The sequence below is a fragment of the Alkalimarinus alittae genome (genome assembly GCF_026016465.1).
Lineage (GTDB): Bacteria > Pseudomonadota > Gammaproteobacteria > Pseudomonadales > Oleiphilaceae > Alkalimarinus > Alkalimarinus alittae.
Genome location: NZ_CP100390.1, coordinates 3,093,270 through 3,116,291, shown reverse-complemented (window position 1 = coordinate 3,116,291; position 23,022 = coordinate 3,093,270). Strand labels below are relative to the sequence as shown.

Sequence of the window (23,022 nt, the reverse complement as noted above, 5' to 3'; positions counted from 1 at the left end):
GTAAATACATTCACGCCAAAGTGACACTCCTACAAATACACAAAATGTATGCGATATTCCTTGTAGAAGCACCACTTTGGCGCGAAGTAGTTTCAGCGAATACTACCTAAGCTGAAACTGATGAGTATTTAACCCGTTAAATCAACTCAATCGCCATGGCTGTAGCTTCACCGCCACCAATACACAATGCTGCAACGCCACGCTTTTTGCCGTACTGCTTCAATGCGTACATAAGCGTCACTAATAGGCGAGACCCTGTAGAGCCGACAGGGTGACCTTGTGCGCAAGCGCCACCGTGAATATTTACCTTCTCTGGGTCTAATCCTAGTTCTTTAATTGGCATCATCGCGACCATCGCAAAAGCTTCATTGATCTCAAAAAGATCAACATCTTCTATGCTCCAGTTTGCTTTTTCTAACAGCTTTTCAATTGCGCCTACAGGGGCAATAGTAAATTCAGAAGGATGTTGAGATTGGGTGCTATGCGCAACGATACGTGCAAGTGGCTTTAACCCTTTGGCTTTGGCTTCTGATTCGCTCATTAATACGAGAGCAGATGCTCCATCAGAAATAGAGGACGCATTAGCGGCGGTAATGGTCCCGTCCTTTGCAAATGCGGGGCGTAACGATGGAATTTTTTCAATATTTGCGTTATGAGGCTGCTCATCATCCTTAACAACCGTTTCGCCCTTGCGGCTTTTAACGGTAACGGGCACGATTTCTTGCTCGAGAGATCCGTCATCGATAGCTTTTTGTGCACGACGCAAAGAGTTAATGGCGTAAGTATCCATTTCTTCACGGGTGTAACCTTTTTGGCTGGCGACATCTTGGGCAAAAGACCCCATTAGTCGACCGGTTTCGGCATCTTCTAGTCCGTCGAGAAACATGTGATCCATTGCTTTATCACCATGCCCCATACGGTAGCCCTTGCGAGCATTTAGCAAAATATAAGGTGCGTTTGACATGCTTTCCATGCCGCCTGCAATCATGGTCTTGTTTGTGCCTGCTTTGATTAGGTCATGAGCAAGCATGGCTGCTTTCATACCAGAGCCGCAAAGCTTATTGATAGTGGTACAGCCTGTAGCGTCAGGAAGACCCGCTTGCCGAGAGGCTTGTCGGGCAGGACCCTGTTTTAATCCTGCCGGTAATACGTTACCCATGATGACTTCTTGTACGTCTTCAGGGCTGATACCCGCGCGTGCTACCGCCTCTTTAATGGCGACTGAGCCCAGTTCTGTAGCGCTGATACTGCTAAGGTTTCCTTGAAACCCGCCCATTGGGGTTCTTGCCCCGCTTACTATTACGACGTTATCTACTGACATATCAAAGCCTCGTTATTTCATCTGTTAAGGGGTAATTCGATAAACTATAAAATCTATTTTACCTTTATTAGTGGTTGAGCTGAAACCGGAATATATATCGCTGCACAAAAATTATTAGCTTTGCCTGCTAACAGGCTGAAAAAAATCAGATTTAAAATTGGTTGAATCTTAAATTAGCGTCTATAGTTGCCTTAGGTCCCAAACACTGTAATTCAGGTTAATAAATAGGTAATCATACCTAAATCATACTTTTGACTGATAAGAATCTGTATTTTGCTTAGCTATAGTGCGACAACTGATAAAAAAGTTAGATAACTAAAACAAGTATTGCAGCGTATCAAATAAAAATATTGACGGAGTAGCGTTCGATGACAAAAAACACACAACGATGGCACAAACTGGCCAAGCTGCCATTGGCGGTAGCGGTAGCGGCTTCTGTGTCGGCTCCAGCGAGTGCATTTCAATTTTACATGGGGGATGTAGAGGCGAGTTTTGACACTACATTATCTGCAGGTGTGAGCTGGCGATTAGAAGATCGTGATACTCGACAGTTGTCACAAGGTAACTTGGCTCCTATGGGGTCTAACCCATACATAGGCTCTACAACGGGTGCATCAACCAACAACTACGATGATGGTAACTGGAACTTTGATAAAGGCGACATTTACTCGAACCGAGTAAAAGGCACCAGTGAATTATTGTTAAGCTACGAAAATTTTGGTGGTTTCGTTCGAGGTCGCTACTGGTACGATTTCCAACTTAAAGATGAAGCAATGGCGTTAGATGGCGCAGGTCAGCGTCGCCAACTTAGTTCAGAAGGCGATAAAAATGCCTCGGGTGGTGAGTTCTTAGATGCATATGTATGGGCTGACTTTGAAATTGGCAACATGCCATTGAATATGCGTTTAGGTAGACAGGTTCTTAGTTGGGGTGAGAGTACATTTATCTTTAATGGAATTAACGTCATCAACCCGGTTGACGTGGGTGCGATCAGAGCGCCAGGTGCAGAAGTTAAAGAGGCATTGCTGCCCGTCAATATGTTCTACTCATCGATTGGTTTGACTGAAAACGTAACAGTTGAAGGCTTTTTACAATTAGAGTGGGAAAAAACAGAGATCGAAGATTGCGGTACGTTTTTCTCTACCGCCGATTTTGCACCCAACGGTTGTGGCCCTGTTTTATTAGCGGGACAGTTGCCTGACGGTGAAGCATACAGCCAAGGGTTATACGCAGGCCGAAACGCAGATATAGAAGCTGATGATACTGATCAGTTTGGTTTAGCCGTTCGTTGGTATGTACCAGAATTGAATGACTCAGAATTAGGCTTTTATTTTGTTCAGTATCATAGCCGTGTGCCGCTTATTAGTGGTGTTGTTGCTTCTGATCCTGGCCTAGGGGGTAGCGGATCTGATAACTTCCCTGAATACTTTATGGACTACCCAGAAGGCATTCAGATGGTCGGTGTGAGCTTTAATACCAGTACTGAAAGTGGTTATTCTATTGGTGGTGAAGTTAGCTATAAAAAAGATTTACCGATTCAGTGGAACTCATTTGAGCTTATTCATGGCGGCTTAGCTGTACCGAGCAGTCTATTGTACCAGCGAGAAGTGGCTAAAAATGGTGGCGATGAAACTCAACTATTTGGCCAAACGTTGCCAGGTTATGATGAGTTTGGTGTTTCGCAAGCTCAAATGACGGTGATTAAGTTCTTTGATCAAGTGGCAGGCGCGAGTCGAATGACGTTTGTTGGTGAGGTGGGTGGTACTTATATCCATGGACTTCCTGATAAAAAGGATGCTCGCTATGGTCGTGCTGGCACATACGGGATCGGTGCATTTGATTTGACGGGTAGCACTACGGCAGCAACTGATGGGACTCCTTGGGCTGCTTATGGCACTTGTACGAGCGGTCCGGTACAAAACTTGAACTCACGTAACTGTAATAATGATGGTTATACCACATCATTCTCTTGGGGTTACCGTTTGCGAACTGCACTTGATTACAATGATGTATATGCAGGTGTAAACCTTACACCAACGTTATCGTTTTCTCATGATGTTAAAGGTTACGCGCCAGAGCCAGGCGGAAACTTTATTGAGGATCGTATGTCGATCGGTTTAGCTCTTAAGGCGGTATATTTGAATCAGTATTCAGCCAATGTCAGTTACACGAGCTACTTTAGTGGTGGCCCTTACAACTTATTAAACGACCGGGACAACATTGCAGTTAGTGTTGCCTACTCATTCTAATAAACAAGGTAACTGTTTCGGTTTAAAGAGGTCTATCGATGAAATTAAGAAAAAGAATTCTAGCAGGTAGTGTAATCACGCTCTCTTTGTTGGCAACAGCTGTCTCAGCAAAGGTATCGGAGGCGGATGCGGCCAAATTAGGGACTGAGCTTACGCCTATAGGGGCAGAAAAAGCGGGCAATGCCGACGGCACTATTCCTGAGTGGACTGGAGGCTATACGACAGTTCCCGCAGGATGGAAAACGGGTGACCGTCTTCCAAACCCGTTTCCAGATGATAAGCCATTATTCACCATCAATAAGGGCAATATGGAGCAGTACAAGGATAAAATGTCACCAGGCCAAATAGCCATGATGACAAAGTATTCTGATTATGTGTTGCCTGTTTATCAAACGCGCAGATCTTCGGCTTACCCACAGTTTGTATATGATGCGGCAAAGGCCAATGCAACGTCTGTTGAAATGATTGAGGGTGGCAATGGTTTAACTCCATTTGAGGTCGCTGTGCCATTTCCAATGCCTCAAAATGGTTTGGAAGTTATATGGAATCATATCACCCGTTACCGTGGTGGCTCTGTACGTCGAACGATTGGACAAGCAACCCCATTAGCAAACGGAAATTATAGTATTGTTCAGTTCCTTGATGAGATTACATGGCGTACATCATTGAAGGATTATGATCCAAATACAGACCCAAACGTGTTGTTCTACTTTAAACAGGTCATACAGGCGCCTACGCGACTGGCGGGTAATGTGCTTTTAGCGCATGAAACGATTGATCAGGTAAAAGAGCCTCGTCGAGCTTGGATTTATAACGCAGGTCAGCGTCGAGTACGTCGTGCCCCTCAGGTTGCTTATGATGGACCAGGTACTGCGTCGGATGGGTTACGTACATCTGATAACTTTGATATGTACAATGGCTCCCCAGATCGTTATAACTGGAATCTAGTGGGTAAAAAAGAGGTTTATATTCCTTATAACTCTTACAAGCTAGATTCAACTGACTTGAAATATGATCAGATTATTAAGGCGGGTCATATTAACCAAGAGCTAACGCGCTATGAGTTACACCGTGTGTGGGTTGTAGAAGCCACTCTGAAAGAAGGTCAGCGCCATATTTATGCTAAGCGTACGTTCTATATTGATGAAGATACATGGCAGGCAACTGTTATTGATCATTATGACGGTCGTGGTGAGTTATGGCGAGTTGCTGAAGCGCATAATATGAGTTTCTATGGCGAGCAAGTACCTTGGTACACAGTTGAAACATTATATGACTTGTTGTCAGGGCGATACTTGGTTAACGGCTTAAATAACGAGCAAGAAAAGAGCTATGAATTTAATCTTGAAAGATCTTCACAAGATTACACTCCCGCAGCCTTGAGGCGAGCAGGTAAGCGGTAATTTATCACCTTTAGATTACGTAGCGCAGTCAAAAAAAGAGGCCGGATAATATCCGGCCTCTTTTTTTGCTTTTAACTCTCAACTTGTATTACATTAGCTCACTGTTATTTTAGGGTAAGCTAGATACTTTGTTAATGAGGTTTGGGTGAAGGCAAGTTTCAATAAAACGTCGGCGGCTAATGATGATGCCAGTGAGTCTGCGTCAAAATCGTTAGATCACATCATTCATGATGGCTTTTCTTCATCAGCAGTAGGGCGGTCTTTTTTACGTAAAAAAGTCATCGTTCCTTCTTTAAATCAGCATTACACTCATTTAGGTCGGCTTGATAAATACCTTCAACGTATTAAGTCTTCTCACTTAAGTATTGTCTGTGCCCCCGCAGGGTATGGAAAAACCTCATTGTTGAGCTATTGGGTGCAACACAGTGAAAATAATGTTGAAAGCGTTGCCTGGTTGACCCTTGATGTTCGTGATAACGATATTATTCGATTGTGTAGTTATCTGATAGAAAGCCTCTCATGTATTCTTGATGACAAGGCAAAAGAAGCGTTATATGCGTTATTAGATGTTCATGCTTGCCGATGGAATGAAACCGTCGCTGAAAAATTAGTGGTTCAGTTAGTGTCCAAGATAGAGGCCACTGATGACCCGCTAATGATTATTTTAGATAACTTTCAGAGTATTCAGACCGTCCAGGTTAAGCGATTTATTGAAGCGCTATTAACCCATGCGCCCAGAAACTTATCGGTTGTTATTCTCTCAAGTCAGCCAACAGAGCTATCAACTACTAAATTCCGCTTAGAACGAAGCCTAACAGAAATCGGAGTACGAGACCTACAATTGACGGAAGCAGAAACGGTTCGGTTATTAAATCAATTACTGCCAACGTCTATTGAATCCGAAGTCATACAAGCGCTTTCTCAGCGGTGTGAAGGGTGGAGCGCGGGCCTGCATTTATTATCAATAGCACTTCAGAGTAAGGGATTAGAGTCTGAAGTCGTTTTGCCTGCCTCGGTCGGGTATATTAAAGAGTATTTCTGCAATGAAGTACTTTGCGTGTTAACGGAGCAAGAACTTAATTGCTTGTGTCAGTTGAGTGTAATTGACTATTGGTGTGCTGATCTTTGCTCACATTTACTAGGCAGTTTTGTTGGCGGTGAATGGCTGGAGCATCTCGCAAATAAGCTCGGTTTTATTGAACCGTTAAATGAAAAAGGTGTCTGGTACCGCCCGCACCCACTACTCAAACAAGTCATTTTTGAGATTCAAACGTCAAAAGAAGTCTGCTCATATTCAGAAATATTTACAGCGGCATCAGTTTGGTTTGAGTCGCAAGAAATGGTGTCTGATGCTATTGAATATGCCATTAAATCAGAAGACACCGGCCGAGTATTATCGCTATTACTCACGTTATCTAATGTGTCACTATTAGATCAAAATATGGCAACGCTACTAGGCATTCGTGAGAAAATTTTAGAGCAAGGACAAGACCCTGCTAGTAGAAAGTCTATTATTTACCTTTGGACGTTAATGGCTTGTTCTCGAATAGACGAAGCCGTGAGTTATATAGAGCGTTTACCGTTTGACCTCGTTGACCGAAACACTAGTATCCAAGCAGAATTACTCGCGGTTAAAGCGTTTATTGCTAAGTCACGTGGTCATGCTGAGAAGGCTTTGAGTTTGGCTCGTGAGGCGTTGGAACAGTTGCATAAAGATAGGGTGGCGGTTCGAGTTATATGTCACCTGATTATATCCAACAGTTATAGCCTGGTTGGGCATTTTGATGATGCAAAAAAGGCCAATCGTGACGCTATTTTAATATCGCGAGAGCACAACGATATTAAGCTCGAGATGCTGGGGTTATATGATTCTGCCAGAATTGAATTAGCGCGAGGTTACCTTAATAGAGTCTCAAACTTGGTGAAACAAGGACTTGAACTCAGCGGTTCATCAATTTATGACCTCCATAATATAGCCGAGGGGCGATTAAAGGTATATTGGGCATTGGTAAAAATGCATCAAGGAAAACTACTTGACGCGGAGCGGGTAGTGAATGCTACAACGCGAGAAGCCGAAAGAAGTAATGATATTGGCGCTTTTTACTCCTACATTATAAAGGCCATGCTCCACAAAGGGGCGGGCGATATTGAGTTAGGTTTTAGCGTAATTGATCGAGCTGAGCGGTTTATTCGCGTTTGGCAAATTGATGACATTAGCTACTATTCTGCACTCAGTGTTATTAAAGCGATGTTATGGATTGAACAGGGAAATTATGACCGTGCCAAAATTGCATTAACAGAACTTAAAGTACAGCAGCAAGACGGACAGGTAGCGGATGTTTTTCCGCTGTTACCAGGCTCCCGTGACTTACTCGATGTTCGTTTGTCTATTAAGATGGGAGATACGGTAAGGGCATTTGAGCAGCTAACAGAGTTGCAGCGAATCGAAAAAAATCGAGCCCCAAATAGTGTGGTCTCGATTTATATATTGATTTACCAATCCATCATGTATCGAAAAGGGAATAAGCCCGATCGTGCATTAATGGCAATGCGCTCGGCCATACAAAAGGCCGAAGTAGAAAGCTGGTTAAGCCCGTTCTGGGATCTTGCGAAAGACATTAGACTGATCATATCAGAAATTATGTCTGTTTCTGATTCAGGGTCTGAGTCATTTTTAAGCGCTGTTGCCACTTTATGTGGTGTTAACCAGTTGGCAACTCAAAAGCAGCTTGAAGAGACACTAGAGGACCCTATTAGTGAACGTGAGAAAGGCGTTTTAGAGCTTATCGCCCAAGGCCTTTCTAATCAGGATATCGCAGATAAGCTGTTTATCTCGCTGCATACAGTCAAAACACATGCGCGTAAAATCAACAATAAACTAGGTGTTAAAAGCCGTACTCAAGCGATCGTAAAAGCAAGGCAGCTTGGTTTGCTGTGATGGCGTTATAGGAATGCTAGAGGTTACTTCTTAAGCAGTTGGTCCGACTTATCTTTGGCTTTCTGCTTTATTTCGGGCGTAATATGGGCGGCAAGAGCGCCAATCGCTGCGACCATTACGGCTACGTCATCGGTATAACCTAAAATAGGAGTTAGATCAGGTATCGCATCTATAAGGCTGATAAAGTACCCTAACGCGCCTGCAATGACGGTTTTGCACCATAGGGGTGTCTCTTCTGCTCTGGCAGTATAGTAAAGTATAAATGCATTATAAACGGCCTCGTAACCCGCCATAGACGCATTATGTTTAATTTTCTTCCAAAACGATCTCTCAGGAACCTTTTCTTGAATGGTTGTGTTTTCGTTGTTTTCGTTGTTTTCTGTATTGGACATAGTGCCGCCTAACGCTTAAATCTGGATTGTAAGCCTGCCATCTTAGCTATTTTTGTCGAGTGATGACAGATTATTAAAGCGAATCATCGATCGTATTTCATCAACATACTCATCACCCCTTTCAGAGTAGCCTACAAGCCCGCTGGCTAGCTGAATACCCATTACAGGCTTGTTATTATCTCTGAGTTGAAGCCGTATAGCGCGTAGTTCTGCATATTGAGTGTGTCGATTTAGGTTAAGAATATAGCTTTCTACAGAGTTGTAGACGGAGTCGAATTTAGCCACTTCATGAGAAGCACCTCCATCCCGTTGAGAAGGTACAAGACCACAGCCTTTAGAGAAACACCACTGACCAAATAAATTATTCCCTTTAACTGCAAATCGAGAGGTGCCCCAAGCAGACTCATTAGCTGCTTGAGCTAAAACCAGAGAAGGGGGGATCTGATCAATTTTGCGAAGCAAATGCTTAAAGAATACGTTGCGGTCGGTAATATTGGCGTTGACGCGATATTTCTTAGCGACTTTTTTTAGATATGCTTTATCGCTCTTGGAGCGTGATGGTTTTTGCATCAAGGTAAGGATTTTAGTTCTTTCTATCAGCACCTCATTATTAACCTGCTCGACTATCGGCATTAAGTAGCCGAAGAACTGCTGTTTCTTTTCTTGTGTGTTTTGGATGCTTGCGAAGTTGGGTAATGGTTTGTGCGATAGTTTCTTGAGGTTACGCCTCTCCTCTGCGGTGTTATGCGATGCTGTTTGTTCTGTTTTGGTGGGAGCAACTTGAGTGCCGAAAAAAAAGAAAGACGCCAAAATAGTGAAAAAAGATAGCGGTATCATACGTGTTGTAGCTGTCTGCATATTACTTGGCGTGCCTGTTTTATTGGGGTGAATGGTATAGCCTATATGTTGTAGTATAAGGCATATTATTAAATGGGAAGGGGTTAAGGAATAATTTTAGTATGAAAACGATCATTTTATTGGGTAAGGGTATTACATTAGGTTTTTGGGTCGCCGTTTTTTCAAGTTTGTTCTCGGTTTTTTCTGATAATGTTGCAATGATGCTCGGTTGGGCGGGGGCTGCGGTGCTACTCGTTCATTTTGTTGAGGTGGCGCTATTTACAAAGCGGTTTGGTGATAGGTTGATGGAACCTAAGTTTGATAAATTAATGGTGCTCGTGTTTGGTATCTTTCATATACTACCGTTTTTGATGAGAGAGCTAGAGCGAGAGAAGGCAAAAGCTTCATAGTTGTCATCGTACTGCGATACTCATCAATCCCCTTGTAGGCCGGGTTTCTCTAATGAGCTTACATTTGGAAACCCGACGCGGATGACGGCGACACAACACCCGATAGATATAAGGGCATTTATTCTTGGCGATTGAATCGCGTAAGAGCGACTACAAAGTAGCCGATTACTCCACTGTTACATCCAAACTTAGCTCTCTCAACGCGTAAATTAAGCCAAGAGTTGCTTGTGTGCTAGTAACATCATCATAATCTTGAATCATTAGCAGAGATAAAACATTACCCGGTTCGTTTGTTTCAGTTGTCCCATCCAGAGATTTTGACATAAAGCCTTTGAGCTCAAGGTTAAGCGTTGGAAAGATAAACTGTATTAGGCCATCGTTGTTAACAGTATAGTTTCCATTCGCTGAAGAAATGGCGACCTCTGAAATATCCGTAACGGTTTGCGTACTGACATTATGGGTGGATTCAAGCGTATTCAATGTCAGTATTGCTGTAGAACCGCTAGTTAGTTTAATGGTGGAATTGTTGTAGTGTCTTAATACGTTGCTCGCCGCGTTAGCGCCAAAGCTGTTTCCCGCAAGACGGTAAACGGCTCCGGTTAAGTTTCCAGAGGTCGGCTTGATAGTTCTTGTTTCAAGGGCTGTGATGAGACCTTGACCAGCGTCTGACTCGTTCAGCGCAACTGTGATTAAATCCCCTGCTGGAGTAACGGTGGCTAGGCTCGATTCGGTTGAACCAGGCGCAGAAACAGATATGCGACCTTTCGGTGAACTATCTGAGTCCAAGTCTTCATATGATCTAGTAACGGCAATTGCATTGCGACTAGAGGCTGCCACAGTTAGGTCTAAGCTTTCTGCTCTTGAAAAGGAATAGCGTTGATAGTGATTATCGGAAAGGAGTGCGACGGAGGGTTGCGTCTGGCTAATACTTTGTGCGGTTTCAGCGTCCCAGTGAAGAACTTCTCCTGCTGTTGTAAGCACGTTACCCGTTTCGCTCAGGTTTACAGAAAAACTTATAACCCCGTATGTGTTCGATGTGATCACTGCGGTAGCGCCATCAGTCTGATTATAGTTGTTCCATGCAAATATGTTTTGCTCTTCTAGTTGGTTGTTACGAGTCCAGGTTGAATCGCCATTGTCCGAGATTGAATACTTTCCCCCATTCCTAATGAATGCAGAGAGCATGCTTTGCGGGCCTGCTGTATCACTATCTGATGAGTAGACGAGCTGCGTATAAGGGTCAGACTGCCAACCAATGGCCGATGAACTGGTTTTGTCTGTTATGGTCTGAAAAGGCATTTTTCCGACGATATAGAAACCTTGGCTAGTAAGAAAAGTGTTACTAGGGGAAGCTGTAAGTGCGTTATTTAGTGCGGGTGATAACAGTACGTCACTTGCTTGATCTATGCTTAATGATATCCTTAACATCGGGAAATCTTCAATTAAGTTTGTGACTGAGATATTAAAGTTAGTGGTATTTCGTGTCAGTGCCGGATAACTCACTGCATCAGACTCTTTAGTAAAAGGCGATGAAATAGTCGTACTGATGGATGCGCCTTTTAAGCTAGAACCTGGGTTTGTTTGATTAAAGGCTAATGAAAACAACGTACTGTTATATTCTTTTTTAACGGTAAGGCTTTCTGGATCATTTTGGATGGTAGACAACGCTACTTCGCGCTCGGTTCCTCCGACAAAGGCCTCTTGAGTTCGTATTATTTCATCCAGTGTTGTATCTATATGCGCCTTAAACTCACCGGTTTTATCTAGCAGGTCAAATGCTTCTGAAATGTTATAGGTAGCGGGGATATCTATTTCATAACTTTGAGTTAAGCCGTTAAGCGCGGCCCAAAGATTAAACTTTGCGAAAGGTTGATTTTTACAGCCAACGTTATTGCCGTAATTACTACCCCCGTCGTTACAAGGAAGCAGTTCATTGAGTGCTTCTGGAGTATTGAGTTTTTTGTATAGACGTTTTACCAAGAAATCAGACACTACATTAACGATTACGATAGGGTTAAAGTTTTGGTCGATACTTGAGTCAATAAATGGCGCTAATAATATTTCGTCATTTTCCAAGGTTACTTTTGCAATAATATCAATCCGAGCCGGAGGGGATTCAGAGAAGTTAATAGAATAGGTGCCCAAGGCAGGATTTTCGGTAACGGTATAAGCAGGTATCGTTGAATTGGAAATCTGGTTTAGGTTTTCATCAACTTGGATTATTTCAATCGATTGAGCGGGGACAGTGCTTAAACCTCGTAACGCGTATGCTTTAGACGGCGTTATCAAATTAAAAAGGTCTGATTGCCAGCTGGCGATCATTGTATCGGTTGCTTCGACCACAAGGCAGTAGGTAACCGCCGAAGGCCCTGTACCTGTACATGCGGTGGTATCTGATGTGCCATTCTGTGCAATTTCTTCGTTGGCAGACTCTGTATTTCTGGCGAATGTACTCTTTGTTTTACCCGCAGCCTTTACCGCCTCATTACCTCCACCACAGCCTGATAGAAGTGAGAACATGACAAGTAGTGAAAGGCATAGTAACGCTTGTTTGGCTGAAGTGTAGATTCGAAGTGGTGTTGTTGATCTAAACAGAGTTGTGTCTAGTGTAAGCATAAAATTAATCATTCCACAGCAGGGTTGTAAAACATGTGACAGTCAGAATATAAAGAAGCTAAAGGCACGGATGTTCAGTGTTAATACAAAACATGCGTACTGATATGAATAACTATAAGCCACAATGGCAAAGTTATAAAGTTGAGGCGGGGTTGTTTGTGACTTGCTGCCAAAAAATAACTTAAAGCGGCAACCTTGTGGGTCGTCGCTTTAAATCCAAACACTTACTTATTAGAAAAGTAGTTTCATACCTGCAAAAATACCTTCGTCTAGCGTGACATCGTTTGAATGCTCTAAATCAGTATTAAGGAAGTGGTAACCTAGAAAAACATCGGCATTTTGAATGACGCGATAGTTAACTTGTGCTTTAAAGCGGGTTAAATCGTCAGCATCGCCAAAAGACAATATAGAGGGTGCATAGTGCAGGGCACCTTCAAATGACAAGCCTGGAACGCTAGGGAGGTTTAGTCTGGCAAAGCCACCAAGACCTAAAGCGCCGCCATCTATCTGCTTATCATCAAACCCCGTTGCCTGAACGCCTACACCGACAGTGGTCGGAAGGTTACCAATGGCGGTTTGACCTTTTGCGTGCATATCGATATTAATAATATGGCGGCTTCCTTCGTGGTACATATAGCCAGCGCCAAAATCAATGGTTGAGCTGTTAGGGCTAATATTGACTTGAGTATGAACAGAGTCATCGCTAATGCGAAGGCTCACATCGTTGGCATGAGCAACAGTGCTGCCGGCAATTAAAGGGGTTACGATTGAAGCAGCGAGCAACAGTTTTGAAGCTTTCATTGGGGATCCTTTCAGGTAAACCATTAAATCTGTGGATGCAAAGGGTAAAAGTTTATATCCAAAAGGTAAAGTTACAGTGCATATTTGGGATGAAAATATTTAATGGGCTAAAATATGTTCGGTATTTACTCAAATTTAGCGGAAAATTTTACGCTAAAGACGATATCGGGTGACGTTTCTGCAATGATATCTTCTACTGCAGATAGTTCTAATCTATAAAGGGGCGTGAAGTAGTAATCCCCACCAAAGGTTAGCATCAATGCTGGGTCACCTAGCTCAGTTGTATTGCTATTATAGACGGCTGAATGACCATCGAATTGAGTTTTAAGTATCAATGCGCTATTGATCGGCCAGCCTAAACCGGCACTTGCCGACCATGCTAAATCTTTTTGGTTGTCTGATAGATCACCATCAGCCTTGCCAAGATAAGTGACCGCTGCCCCTGCCCACGTGTTGATGTTTTGACGTTCAAAAGAGATGGCATCGTTTATCATTAAACCTATCGATAGGTCGGTACCGCCACTGCCGGTAAGCGTGGCAACATCTCCGGTCGGGAGCTTAATTACGGTTTGCAGTATAAGGTCGCGATTAAAGGCATTCAGCTGATGAGCGTACGTTAGCCTGATATCCCCGATGCCAGAAACGGTCGAGTTCAAATCGACTGGGGTCTTACCGTTAACGCTGTAGTACAGGTCGATGTTGTTATTGGTGCTTTTAGTTCGGTTATTTTGAGGCATACCAAATGTGTCGTGCCAGTTATAAATTAGGTCATCCATATAACCTGAAGAATGCCTAATGTAGGGCACGGAGATTGATATCTCTGAGTGATCAGTTAATGCATAAGCGATGTTCAGGCGCGTTTTCCAGGTTTCGCCGTCTAAGGTTATCACCTCATCGTTAGATATTGATTGACTATAATAATTGGCAGTTTGCTGTTCGATTTCAACCTCAAATAAACCTTGTGCGCCTAGTACCTGGTTGGCTAGTGATGGAAGACCAAAAATTTGTACCATTGGGTTCAGGTTGAGCGTGTTGAATGCATGACTCTCGACACTTTGTGCGGTAAAAGGCAAAAGGCTTGCGCAAATTATCAACAAGATAAAGGCAGTTTTAATGTGGACTCTGCGGTTGATCGTATGAATTATCATGTTGGTCTTTAGGTTAAGTAAAATTACGTTTTAGTTGATCCAGATCTTCAGCAATACCATTACAAACAATCTCACAAAGATCAAAAATAAAAGGTGCTGATATAGAGAAAAATGCCTGATTACTTTCTTGTCGACGTTTTACCATGCCTGACGTTCGTAAAATATTTAAGTGTTTAGATATGTTGGGTTGAGAACTTCCTGTTAATGCAACTAACTGATTAACTGAACGTTCCCCCTCCTGCAATGAATGAAGAATTTTTAATCGCATGGGGTCGCTAAGGAGTTTAAATCTGAGCGCTATCTGCTCAAGCGCTTCAGCGCTCAATTGTTTATGGTTTTGATTAGATTCGGTCACCGTTTCTCGCTCTTTAGTTTGTTGCAAAATGGTATCGACTTGTATGTTCTCGAATATAACACAAACTTAGTGATTGATAAGATGTCTATATGGGACTGTCGTCAGTATGTGTCGTTCACAGGTTGAGTGTTTTTGACACGCTTTGTTGGTTTAAGCGTCTTTTAGTCAGCATTCACCAAATAGCGTCAAGCTATGTGGGCGTTTAAAAAAACTAGGGCTAAAAGAAGGTTGAGTCGATGGTTTTTTGATCTGTTTATAGGAATGCCCGTCTATTCTGTTAGAATAGACGGGCATTTTGCTTATATTTACGACTCTTTTTTTTTAGCAAGGACAAGCTGTTGTTATTAAAGGAATTATTACAATACTTCAAGTTAAGACCTTTGGCAACAAAGGTGCTTGCTTATATCCTTGTCTTTAGTGCATTCGTTGCCTTACTGTCGACAGGCGCTCAACTGTATTTTGATTTCAAGCACGAAGTAGCAACAATTGAACGAAACCTAGACCAAGTTTCAGATACGTTTTCTGAGGGTTTAAGTAATAGCTTATGGCACGTCGATCAGGAAGAACTGACCCTCCAGCTTAAGGGCATAATAAAGTCAGAAATTATAAAATATGCATCTATTTCAACGGGGTATGGCGAAATTATAACGGTTGGTGAAATGCCAGGCATTGAGCACCGCATCTCTCGTGCATACCCCCTTTTATATAAGCGCCCTCACGACAGCGTTGAAGCCCACTGGTTAGGTGAGCTGACGGTAGGCGCTAGTGTACAGCCAGTCTATAACCATCTGTGGGGAGAGGCGTTCATTATTTTGGCTAGCCAAAGTGTTAAAACACTATTAGTGTCGCTTTTTGTCCTTTTTATTGTTCGAGTAATGGTTACTAGGCACTTAGAAACCATGTCACGGTATACTCGAAATATTGATATGGAAAACTTAGCAGACCCGCTTAAACTAAAGCGAAAAGCGCCAAAAACGCCTGATGAATTAACCTATGTTGTTTATGCCCTTAACCAGATGCGGCTACGTCTTTTTAAAGAGACCAGTCGGCTTAAAAAGTCTGAAAGTCAGTCCATCGATGAAAGAGATCAAGCTATTCAGGCGAGCAAGGCCAAAAGTTTATTCTTGGCTAATATGAGTCATGAACTTAGAACGCCTATGAATGGGGTTTTGGGTTTTTCCTCACTACTGCTTGATACATCGCTTGATAATGAACAACGAGAATACGTTCAGACCATTCAAGGGTCAGCCGAATCATTGTTAGGTATTGTTAACGACATATTGGATATATCGCGGATTGAGTCGGGCAAATTAATCATTGAGCCTGTTGCGTTTAGTCTGCGTAATACCGTCAACGATGTGATCGGCTTATTGGGTAAAAAAGCAGAAGCAAAAGGTGTTGCACTTGAGACACGCATCGATCCCGAATTACCTATGCTACTTGAGGGCGACCCTGTTCGTTTACGACAGATTCTAATCAATCTAACGTCTAACGCCATTAAATTTACAGCCCACGGACATGTCTTAATTAGCATCGAGTATATCAAACAATCCAAAAATGATATTGAACTTCGGATGGCTGTAGAAGATACCGGTATCGGTATTAATGAAGAACATCAACGCACCATTTTTGACGAGTTTAAGCAGGTTGACCCCTCGACAACGCGAAATTTCGGCGGTTCAGGTTTGGGGTTAGCTATCTGCAAGCAGTTGGTTGAGTTAATGGATGGTAAGATTGGTTTTGAGAGCGAAGAAAATAAAGGGGCATCATTTTGGGTGACCTTATCGTTACCAATGGTACGAGAGCCTTTAACCAATGTGCAAGAAGATATGAAGGCTCTTGAAGGTGTACGGATATTAGTGCTGGACTCTTATGAACTCAGTCGAAAGATCACACTCGAATCGCTTAGTCAATGGGGGGTTAGGTTTGACTCAACCAATACAGCCGGTGATGCCCTTCAGCTGTTAGAGTTAGCAACGGATACTGGACAGCCGTTTGACATGATTCTATTAGATGACTTTATGCCCGATATGGACGGCATGGATTTTTGTGAGGTTGTTCGCTCAGCGCCTCAATGGAACGATATCAGCCTGGTGGTGTTATCTTCAAACCCGCAGCGAGGTGACGCCAGTCGATTTCGTTCGGCAGGCGTTAATGGTTTTTTAAGTAAACAGTTAAGAGACCAATACCTTCGCGCCACCATTCATCAAGTGTTCAGTGATAAACAAGTTCATAATAAGCGTTTGGTGACTCGTTTCACGATACAGGGTCAGGATGCACCAACCTCAGAAGACGTCGTAAGTGAGTCTAGTGTGAGTGTATTGCTGGTGGAAGATAATATCGTTAATCAAACACTCGCTGCTCGAATGCTTGAAAAAGCAGGGTGTAAAGTGGACGTGGCAAATAATGGTAAAGAAGCCGTTAAGCGCTGGGTAGAACAAAACTATCAAATGGTGTTTATGGATTGCATGATGCCCGTTATGGATGGCTATGAAGCAACCCGAGAGATTCGTCGCCAAGAAATAGAGTCAGGGCTTAGTCGCACGCCTATTATTGCACTCACCGCTAATGCAATGGAGGGTGAACGGGAGCGTTGTCAAAATGCGGGTATGGATGAGTTCATTACCAAGCCCGTTAAGGCCAAACAGCTAAGGTCGGTTGTCGAACTTTATTTAGAGACATAGTTTTCTCTAAGAACCTCGCTTTAGGTTGTCGCAGCTTCCAACGCCTTTATGTTAACAAGTGCGTCTGCGTTGGTTGTACCACAAGTCTCTAATTCTGCTTTAAAGCTTCCGCATACTGTCGGTCTGCGGTCATCGTCAAATAATAAGCATAAGTTATCATCATCTAGCTGAACGCAGGGCACACCTGCAGGCTTACCGTTTGGCATTCCGGGAATGGGCGTTGAAATAGAAGGTGCTATGCAGCAAGCCCCGCAGCCGAGTCGGCAATCCATAATGACCTTTAGATAATGTTGATGAAGAAAACCCGTGTAACTTTGATTTATGGTGTTAGTTTATAGAAATTACTGCAATTTATCCGCTTAATTTTTATTCGTCTATACTAAAGTAAAACAGCCATGGATATTTGAAAAATATGCGCTCGTATATTCGTCATCCTACTGATGTACCTATAGAGCTCTCGCCTGCTGAGTGGGCGAGCGACGATCACTTGCGCATCAAAGATGTTAGCATCGGAGGCCTTAGTCTCAAGAGTGCAACAGCGCTTGAACTCAAAGCATTAATCAAGATCAAAATCCCCTTGGTGGAACCACCCTTTGAAACGCATGGTAAAGTGGTATGGTGCAGAAAAAATAGCTTAAGTGATTATGAAGTCGGGGTGGAATTTATTGACGAGCAAGATGCTTATGCTGCAAGAATGGTTGAGCAAATTTGTCACATAGAGCACTATAGAAACAATGTTAAAGAAACCGATGGCAGAGACTTAAACATAGAAGAAGCAGCGCAAGAATGGATTAAAAAGTACGCTAGGGACTTTCCGTCATTTGAGCACCCGCAAAACGAGACTATCAATTAACCTGCATTAAAAAACCATGATTTTTGTTGTTACAGGGGTAATGTAATCTAGTTCGCTGAATTCAATTTTGTTATATTTAGAGGGTGCTGTAATGTTATAACCCGCGTCGGATTAAAACCCGGCCTACATAAAGTACGCCTAAATCTTATCCACCGACATCACTTCAACCTGTTCACCTGTTACTTGCCACTTTACATCAATATCATACAACCTAACCCCATACACTTTTGAGTCTTGGCCTGTCTTATAAGCAGGTCGAGGGTCTGCAGACAGCACATCTTCAATAATAAGTGTTAGGTTGGGGTATTGCTTTGGGTTTAGTGCTTGTATCTGCTCAAGCGCTAGCGCAGAAAAAATAACGATTAATGGTTTGCAAGGGGCTTCACTGGCGTATCCCGCGCTCGCATTGGGAATGGAGTCGCTATAAGGAATGTAGGGTTTTATATCCACTATCGGTGTGGCATCTACTAAATCAGCCCCTCTAATGATAATACTGATTTGGTTTTGGCTGTGCCTGATACCCACAAACTCAACCGCAGATAATCCCAAATTATTAGGACGAAACGGTGATCGACTGGCAAATACCCCTATTTTTTTATTGCCACCGAGACGGGGAGGTCGAACACTGGGTTTCCATTCCGACCTCAGGTTTTGATGAAATATAAAGGTGAGCCACAGGTGTGTAAACTGCTCTAATTCTTTGAACGCTTCAATTCGGTTGTAAGCCGGCGTGATGATAATCTCGCTAGTAATATTTCGCGCCAACGATGGTTGCCGAGGAATCCCAAATTTCTCTTTGAACGGAGAAGCAATAATGCCAATGGTGTCTAGTGTAAATTGATTGTCAGACATAATTAAGATTAATCATATAAAAAGTTTGACCGCATAAGGCAAAAATATAGACGTGTAAACACCCATTAACCCCATCGATAGTGCAGAGAACGCACCTGTTTTATTGCTTAGTTCAAGCGCTCTAGCGGTTCCGATACCATGACCAATCATCCCCAGTGCGCTACCTTGAATGATTGGATCGTTGATATTCAACCACTTAAAAATAGGCGAGGCGGCAACCGCGATCACGATACCGGTAAATATAACAAACCCAGCCGTGAGCGGAGGATAGCCACCGATACTTTCAGCCACACCCATTGCAAAGGGGGTCGTTATCGATTTGGGCGCCAGAGAAAGCATAATCTCTAAAGAGGCACCGAGTAACCCTGCAATGGCGACAGCTGTCGCGGAAGCAATAATACCACTCATTAGAAGTGTCAAAATCAGTGGGCGAAGGCTCGCTTTAATGTGTTTGATGTTCAGGTATAAGGGAATCGCGAGTGCAACAGTGGCAGTGCTCAGTAAAAAATGAATGATCTGCGCGCCACTAAAATACTGCTCATAGGGTAAATCAAGCAGCATTATTGCCAGCATCACCAGTACAATGCCTGTCACTATCGGCTGTAGAAAAATGTTTTTGCCGCTGATATCGTATACTTTAGTGCCCACCAAATAGGCTACCAGCGTTAAAGGGATGCAAAACAACGGGCTGGCCATAAACGCGACATAATTGAAGGCTGAAATATCTATCATGTCGATGAATCAGTATCTTTTGACGATACCGCCAGTCGCTTAAAGATCAACAATGTCAGAATAAATGCAATCACAGAGCCTACCGTCAGAGATGCCAGTATAGCGATACCATGTGCTTTTAACTCATCGGTATAAACCAGAATACCAACGCCTGCAGGGATGAAAAAAAGCGGTAAATAGGTGAGTAACTGGCTGCCAGTGCTGATTAATTTGTCATTACCTCCACCTGAGATACAGAGATAGACAAAAAACAAAATCATACCTATAACCGCACCAGGAATAGGTGAGTTAAAGTATTGTTGAATAAATGCACCAGAAAGCTGAAATACAATGATAAGGGTGAGTGATGGCAGCATGGTTTGCTTAGACGTTAGACCGGTAAGTGCTGTTTGATGGCTTTAGCCTGACGGTTAAGTTTGTCTCTTTTAGTACTTTTGCCAAACAAGCCTGTGATATGGAGCGCTAACTTCGGGATTGCAGTAATCAGGTCGCCTTTTTTGCGGGGTATGAGGTGAAGGTGTATATGGGGGACCGTTTGATTGGCGGCCTTACCATCATTCAGTAAGAAATTCGTGCCTTTAACGCCAAAGCCTGCTTTTCGCTGACCTTCAACGATTTTGCTGCCCACTGTAAACAAATGAGATTGCGTTGCAGTATCTAGCTCACTAATCAATACCGCATGCTGTTTAGGTAATACTAAAATATGGCCTTCGCCTAGGGGAAAGATATCCATAATCGCCATGCAGATATCATCTTCATATACGATTGAAGAGGTTTCTTTCTTCTGAGTGATGTTACAGAAAAGACAGTTAGACATAATACATCCCGATTATAAACTACTGAAGGGTCGTAGGCTCGTTGCCCATAGTCACATCAGCCATATCCCACTCTGATGCCGGTTTGCCCGCTATTTTGTAGTCTTCAGAAGCCCATGCGCCCAAGTCTATCAAGCGACAGCGGTCGGAGCAGAAAGGGCGTTGTTCGTTAGCCTCTAGCCACTCAACTTCTTTTTTGCAGGTCGGGCAATTTACAGAAATGACTTTTTTACTTGTTTTGTTGCTCATTGAGTATAAGGCCCTTGTTGGTTGTGCTGTCTATATCATTTTGAGGTAACGTTGATGAAGCCGCGCAACCTCTTTTTCCAAGGCTTCAATAGTACCGGTATTGAGAATAATGTCATCTGCTTTTTGTTGCTTAAGCGATCTCGATGATTGCGCATTAATAATCGATTTAACCTGATCGATTGAATTATTATCACGTTGAACTGTGCGCTCTATTTGAAGCTCAACCGGCACATCAACCACCAAAATACGATCAACCAGCGAATGCTGATCGGTTTCTAGCAATAAGGGAGAGCTTAAAATAGAGTAGGGCGCGTTGCTTTGGCTAAGTTGTCGCGTTATTTCGTTTCTAATAAGCGGGTGAAGCAATGCCTCTAGCCATTTACGTTCACCCTCATCCGAAAATATAACTGCACGTAAAGCTGCGCGGTCAAGCGCTCCCTCTGTCGTTAAAATTCCATCACCAAAGTGATCAGCAATCATATTTAAAGCTAAACAGCCGGGCTCAACTACTTCTCGTGCCACAACATCAGCATCAATGACTGTTATGCCAAGCGTTTCAAAGCAAACAGAGACTGCTGACTTACCGCTTCCTATGCCACCGGTTAAACCTATGATCATTGTTTATTACTTCATGCCTGAAAATTGAAGGTAGAGTTATTTAACTTTATTGCAAAGAGGTGTGTCTTGCCCTTCAAGACATATTTGATTGTTCTTCCATACCACAACATATTGACCTAACTTATGTTTTGTTTCTAAGGTCTTTATTGCGGTACTTTTTAGTGATTCAAGTATTTTCTGACTGTTTTCAGAAGGTTGTGTTTTGATCATTAGGCTAGCCCTGCTTCTTGTAATAAGTGGCTGTATAGATCAGTGTTAAATACATCACGATTATCACCTTGCTGCTCAAAAATAAGCTCTGGCTGACTACCTGTATTCATAAAACATGTACACATATCCACTGCATAACTAAAGTCTTGAAATAGGTTTTTCAAACTTCGAGAAAAACGGCGTTCAATATCTTTTGCTGGAATGTTATGTCCTCCATGTGTTACTCGTTCAGCCACTCGAGCTTTTGACATACCCATTTTGGGTAGTGCTAAGTATACTAACTCAACTTTCCAACCTGAAGACCTTAATTGAGTGATTAATTTTAAGTAACTACGGCCGGCTAAGGTTGTTTCAAACGAAAAGTTTTCATTGGCACTAACACAGTCCTTTATTTCTTGTATAAAGATACGACTGGCCGCCATTAGTTCTCTTTCCGGAGCTAACGGCGATAAACCCGCTGCAATTAAGTCTGCATTTATAAAGCGGGTACAGTTTACGACGTTGGGTAAGTAACGCAATGCAAATGTGGTTTTACCAGCACCGTTAGGGCCTGCTATAACCCAGCATGTAGGCATAATCAAAGTCCTTCTTAATAACTGAATCGTACATGAGGCTTCACTTATTACTTCATGCCTGAAAATTGAAGGTAAGCTTGGGTGATGTCATGCCCCCAAAGTAGTGCTAGCCAGCCGGCAGCAGCAAGGTATGGACCAAATGGGATAGGGATATTCTTATCGCGGCCCTTGATCGCAATGAGTAATATGCCTACAACTGCACCCACAAGAGAAGATAACAGAATAATGACAGGTAACAGCTGCCATCCCATCCAGGCCCCTAAGGCAGCCAGTAACTTAAAGTCGCCAAAGCCCATGCCTTCTTTGCCTGTGAGGAGCTTAAACCCATGATAAACCGTCCAAAGACTTAAATAGCCCGCAACAGCCCCCCAAAGTGCTTCTTCAAGCGGTACAAATAGGCCGTATGAGTTAACAATAAGCCCTAACCATACGAGTGGTAAGGTCATGTTGTCAGGCAGCAGTTGAGTATCAAAATCAATCATCGTCAGCGCAATAAGCACCCAGGTCAGAAACAGCGCTGAAAAACCCGCACCATTAGCGCCTAATACGCCAATCACACCAAGGGATAAAATGCCTGTGACTAATTCAATAATAGGGTATCTAAGCGATATAGTTGTTTTACACGAAGAACATTTACCGCGTAGAAATAAATAGCTAATAACGGGGATGTTCTCCCAAGGCTTTATTTCGTGACCACATTGAGGGCAGGTAGAGTTGGGGGTGGAGAGGGTTACTTTAGGCTCTTCTTTACCTTCAACTTCTAGCAACTCACAACACTGAGATTTCCACTCTTGCTCCAGCATTTTAGGTATGCGATAGATCACGACGTTTAAGAAGCTACCGATGATAAGGCCCAGAATGAAGATAGAAGGGTAGAGGTATTCTGGGGAATTTAGGAATAGATCTAGGTTTTGCATTTGGTGGTTATCTCTTTAAAAGAAAAGGCCTGCAAGGGCAGGCCGTC

At 43.0% G+C, this 23,022-nt stretch carries 23 protein-coding genes; 6 read left to right on the top strand and 17 right to left on the bottom strand.

Annotation, left to right across the window (positions count from 1 at the left end; all coding sequences use genetic code 11):
• Positions 1 to 136 precede the first annotated feature (136 nt).
• Positions 137 to 1,321 carry a thiolase family protein gene (locus NKI27_RS14130; RefSeq protein ID WP_265046678.1) on the bottom strand — a complete coding sequence of 395 codons (1,185 nt, stop codon included), beginning with the start codon at positions 1,319 to 1,321 and terminating at the stop codon, positions 137 to 139.
• A gap of 368 nt (positions 1,322 to 1,689) precedes the next feature.
• On the opposite strand from NKI27_RS14130, the gene NKI27_RS14125 reads away from it, so the two are divergent.
• From NKI27_RS14125 to NKI27_RS14115, 3 genes are all read left to right on the top strand, one after another.
• A complete protein-coding gene (locus NKI27_RS14125) occupies positions 1,690 to 3,570 on the top strand; it encodes a DUF1302 domain-containing protein (protein ID WP_265046677.1) in 1,881 nt (626 codons plus the stop codon).
• A gap of 38 nt (positions 3,571 to 3,608) precedes the next feature.
• Positions 3,609 to 4,973: a DUF1329 domain-containing protein gene (locus tag NKI27_RS14120; RefSeq protein ID WP_265046676.1), complete on the top strand. Its 1,365-nt coding sequence runs from the start codon at positions 3,609 to 3,611 to the stop codon at positions 4,971 to 4,973.
• A gap of 145 nt (positions 4,974 to 5,118) precedes the next feature.
• Positions 5,119 to 7,911 carry a LuxR C-terminal-related transcriptional regulator gene (locus NKI27_RS14115; protein WP_265046675.1) on the top strand — a complete coding sequence of 931 codons (2,793 nt, stop codon included), beginning with the start codon at positions 5,119 to 5,121 and terminating at the stop codon, positions 7,909 to 7,911.
• A 23-nt stretch (positions 7,912 to 7,934) separates the two neighbouring features.
• On the opposite strand, the gene NKI27_RS14110 is transcribed toward NKI27_RS14115, so the two are convergent.
• Positions 7,935 to 8,303: a YkvA family protein gene (locus NKI27_RS14110; RefSeq protein WP_265046674.1), complete on the bottom strand. Its 369-nt coding sequence runs from the start codon at positions 8,301 to 8,303 to the stop codon at positions 7,935 to 7,937.
• Positions 8,304 to 8,345: 42 nt separating this feature from the next.
• Complete coding sequence (locus tag NKI27_RS14105; RefSeq protein ID WP_265046673.1) at positions 8,346 to 9,161, bottom strand: glucosaminidase domain-containing protein; 816 nt, start codon at positions 9,159 to 9,161, stop codon at positions 8,346 to 8,348.
• A 101-nt stretch (positions 9,162 to 9,262) separates the two neighbouring features.
• On the opposite strand from NKI27_RS14105, the gene NKI27_RS14100 reads away from it, so the two are divergent.
• On the top strand, positions 9,263 to 9,550 hold the full coding sequence (locus NKI27_RS14100) for a DUF1145 domain-containing protein (RefSeq protein WP_265046672.1): 288 nt from the start codon (positions 9,263 to 9,265) through the stop codon (positions 9,548 to 9,550).
• 165 nt (positions 9,551 to 9,715) lie between these two features.
• On the opposite strand, the gene NKI27_RS14095 is transcribed toward NKI27_RS14100, so the two are convergent.
• From NKI27_RS14095 to NKI27_RS14080, 4 genes are all read right to left on the bottom strand, one after another.
• A complete protein-coding gene (locus NKI27_RS14095; RefSeq protein WP_265046671.1) occupies positions 9,716 to 12,166 on the bottom strand; it encodes a hypothetical protein in 2,451 nt (816 codons plus the stop codon).
• Between the two features lie 231 nt (positions 12,167 to 12,397).
• Positions 12,398 to 12,967: a YfaZ family protein gene (locus NKI27_RS14090; protein ID WP_265046670.1), complete on the bottom strand. Its 570-nt coding sequence runs from the start codon at positions 12,965 to 12,967 to the stop codon at positions 12,398 to 12,400.
• 125 nt (positions 12,968 to 13,092) lie between these two features.
• Positions 13,093 to 14,115 carry a DUF3187 family protein gene (locus NKI27_RS14085; RefSeq protein ID WP_265046669.1) on the bottom strand — a complete coding sequence of 341 codons (1,023 nt, stop codon included), beginning with the start codon at positions 14,113 to 14,115 and terminating at the stop codon, positions 13,093 to 13,095.
• Positions 14,116 to 14,128: 13 nt separating this feature from the next.
• Positions 14,129 to 14,470 (bottom strand): ArsR/SmtB family transcription factor, encoded by a 342-nt coding sequence (locus NKI27_RS14080; protein WP_265046668.1) that lies wholly within the window; start codon positions 14,468 to 14,470, stop codon positions 14,129 to 14,131.
• A 338-nt stretch (positions 14,471 to 14,808) separates the two neighbouring features.
• On the opposite strand from NKI27_RS14080, the gene NKI27_RS14075 reads away from it, so the two are divergent.
• The gene (locus tag NKI27_RS14075) at positions 14,809 to 17,154 is read left to right on the top strand and encodes a response regulator (RefSeq protein ID WP_265046667.1); all 2,346 of its coding nucleotides are present in this window, start codon (positions 14,809 to 14,811) and stop codon (positions 17,152 to 17,154) included.
• A gap of 20 nt (positions 17,155 to 17,174) precedes the next feature.
• Here NKI27_RS14075 and NKI27_RS14070 read toward each other — a convergent pair whose 3' ends face one another.
• Positions 17,175 to 17,426, bottom strand: a complete 252-nt coding sequence (locus NKI27_RS14070; protein WP_265046666.1) for a YkgJ family cysteine cluster protein — start codon at positions 17,424 to 17,426, stop codon at positions 17,175 to 17,177.
• Between the two features lie 140 nt (positions 17,427 to 17,566).
• Here NKI27_RS14070 and NKI27_RS14065 point away from each other — a divergent pair, with 140 nt between their 5' ends.
• On the top strand, positions 17,567 to 18,007 hold the full coding sequence (locus NKI27_RS14065) for a PilZ domain-containing protein (RefSeq protein ID WP_265046665.1): 441 nt from the start codon (positions 17,567 to 17,569) through the stop codon (positions 18,005 to 18,007).
• A gap of 138 nt (positions 18,008 to 18,145) precedes the next feature.
• Here the strand turns inward: NKI27_RS14065 and tsaA are convergent, their stop codons facing one another.
• The 9 genes from tsaA to NKI27_RS14020 are packed head-to-tail and all read right to left on the bottom strand — an operon-like array spanning position 18,146 to position 22,975.
• Positions 18,146 to 18,859: a tRNA (N6-threonylcarbamoyladenosine(37)-N6)-methyltransferase TrmO gene (gene tsaA / locus NKI27_RS14060; protein WP_265046664.1), complete on the bottom strand. Its 714-nt coding sequence runs from the start codon at positions 18,857 to 18,859 to the stop codon at positions 18,146 to 18,148.
• A 12-nt stretch (positions 18,860 to 18,871) separates the two neighbouring features.
• Positions 18,872 to 19,591, bottom strand: a complete 720-nt coding sequence (locus NKI27_RS14055; RefSeq protein ID WP_265046663.1) for an LrgB family protein — start codon at positions 19,589 to 19,591, stop codon at positions 18,872 to 18,874.
• Positions 19,588 to 19,947, bottom strand: a complete 360-nt coding sequence (locus NKI27_RS14050; RefSeq protein ID WP_265046662.1) for a CidA/LrgA family protein — start codon at positions 19,945 to 19,947, stop codon at positions 19,588 to 19,590. The genes NKI27_RS14055 and NKI27_RS14050 overlap by 4 nt, the downstream gene beginning before the upstream one ends.
• A 14-nt stretch (positions 19,948 to 19,961) precedes the next feature.
• Positions 19,962 to 20,408, bottom strand: a complete 447-nt coding sequence (locus tag NKI27_RS14045; RefSeq protein WP_265046661.1) for an HIT family protein — start codon at positions 20,406 to 20,408, stop codon at positions 19,962 to 19,964.
• Between the two features lie 19 nt (positions 20,409 to 20,427).
• The gene (gene yacG, locus NKI27_RS14040) at positions 20,428 to 20,655 is read right to left on the bottom strand and encodes a DNA gyrase inhibitor YacG (protein ID WP_265046660.1); all 228 of its coding nucleotides are present in this window, start codon (positions 20,653 to 20,655) and stop codon (positions 20,428 to 20,430) included.
• Positions 20,656 to 20,685: 30 nt separating this feature from the next.
• Positions 20,686 to 21,273 carry a dephospho-CoA kinase gene (gene coaE / locus NKI27_RS14035; RefSeq protein ID WP_265046659.1) on the bottom strand — a complete coding sequence of 196 codons (588 nt, stop codon included), beginning with the start codon at positions 21,271 to 21,273 and terminating at the stop codon, positions 20,686 to 20,688.
• Between the two features lie 36 nt (positions 21,274 to 21,309).
• On the bottom strand, positions 21,310 to 21,483 hold the full coding sequence (locus NKI27_RS14030; RefSeq protein WP_265046658.1) for a hypothetical protein: 174 nt from the start codon (positions 21,481 to 21,483) through the stop codon (positions 21,310 to 21,312).
• Positions 21,483 to 22,058 carry an AAA family ATPase gene (locus NKI27_RS14025; protein WP_265046657.1) on the bottom strand — a complete coding sequence of 192 codons (576 nt, stop codon included), beginning with the start codon at positions 22,056 to 22,058 and terminating at the stop codon, positions 21,483 to 21,485. The genes NKI27_RS14030 and NKI27_RS14025 overlap by 1 nt, the downstream gene beginning before the upstream one ends.
• Positions 22,059 to 22,105: 47 nt before the next feature.
• Entirely contained in the window at positions 22,106 to 22,975 is an 870-nt protein-coding gene (locus tag NKI27_RS14020) for a prepilin peptidase (RefSeq protein ID WP_265046656.1), read from the bottom strand.
• Between the last annotated feature and the right edge of the window lie 47 nt (positions 22,976 to 23,022).

Bases quoted from the DNA above. Each gene is read 5' to 3' on its own strand.
- NKI27_RS14130 (WP_265046678.1), bottom strand. From the start codon at position 1,321: ATGTCAGTAGATAACGTCGTAATAGTAAGCGGGGCAAGAACCCCAATG.
- NKI27_RS14125 (WP_265046677.1), top strand. From the start codon at position 1,690: ATGACAAAAAACACACAACGATGGCACAAACTGGCCAAGCTGCCATTG.
- NKI27_RS14120 (WP_265046676.1), top strand. From the start codon at position 3,609: ATGAAATTAAGAAAAAGAATTCTAGCAGGTAGTGTAATCACGCTCTCT.
- NKI27_RS14110 (WP_265046674.1), bottom strand. From the start codon at position 8,303: ATGTCCAATACAGAAAACAACGAAAACAACGAAAACACAACCATTCAA.
- NKI27_RS14105 (WP_265046673.1), bottom strand. From the start codon at position 9,161: ATGCAGACAGCTACAACACGTATGATACCGCTATCTTTTTTCACTATT.
- NKI27_RS14100 (WP_265046672.1), top strand. From the start codon at position 9,263: ATGAAAACGATCATTTTATTGGGTAAGGGTATTACATTAGGTTTTTGG.
- NKI27_RS14095 (WP_265046671.1), bottom strand. From the start codon at position 12,166: ATGCTTACACTAGACACAACTCTGTTTAGATCAACAACACCACTTCGA.
- NKI27_RS14090 (WP_265046670.1), bottom strand. From the start codon at position 12,967: ATGAAAGCTTCAAAACTGTTGCTCGCTGCTTCAATCGTAACCCCTTTA.
- NKI27_RS14085 (WP_265046669.1), bottom strand. From the start codon at position 14,115: ATGATAATTCATACGATCAACCGCAGAGTCCACATTAAAACTGCCTTT.
- NKI27_RS14070 (WP_265046666.1), bottom strand. From the start codon at position 17,426: ATGGATTGCCGACTCGGCTGCGGGGCTTGCTGCATAGCACCTTCTATT.
- NKI27_RS14065 (WP_265046665.1), top strand. From the start codon at position 17,567: ATGCGCTCGTATATTCGTCATCCTACTGATGTACCTATAGAGCTCTCG.
- tsaA (WP_265046664.1), bottom strand. From the start codon at position 18,859: ATGTCTGACAATCAATTTACACTAGACACCATTGGCATTATTGCTTCT.
- NKI27_RS14055 (WP_265046663.1), bottom strand. From the start codon at position 19,591: ATGATAGATATTTCAGCCTTCAATTATGTCGCGTTTATGGCCAGCCCG.
- NKI27_RS14050 (WP_265046662.1), bottom strand. From the start codon at position 19,947: ATGCTGCCATCACTCACCCTTATCATTGTATTTCAGCTTTCTGGTGCA.
- NKI27_RS14045 (WP_265046661.1), bottom strand. From the start codon at position 20,408: ATGTCTAACTGTCTTTTCTGTAACATCACTCAGAAGAAAGAAACCTCT.
- yacG (WP_265046660.1), bottom strand. From the start codon at position 20,655: ATGAGCAACAAAACAAGTAAAAAAGTCATTTCTGTAAATTGCCCGACC.
- coaE (WP_265046659.1), bottom strand. From the start codon at position 21,273: ATGATCATAGGTTTAACCGGTGGCATAGGAAGCGGTAAGTCAGCAGTC.
- NKI27_RS14030 (WP_265046658.1), bottom strand. From the start codon at position 21,483: ATGATCAAAACACAACCTTCTGAAAACAGTCAGAAAATACTTGAATCA.
- NKI27_RS14025 (WP_265046657.1), bottom strand. From the start codon at position 22,058: ATGCCTACATGCTGGGTTATAGCAGGCCCTAACGGTGCTGGTAAAACC.
- NKI27_RS14020 (WP_265046656.1), bottom strand. From the start codon at position 22,975: ATGCAAAACCTAGATCTATTCCTAAATTCCCCAGAATACCTCTACCCT.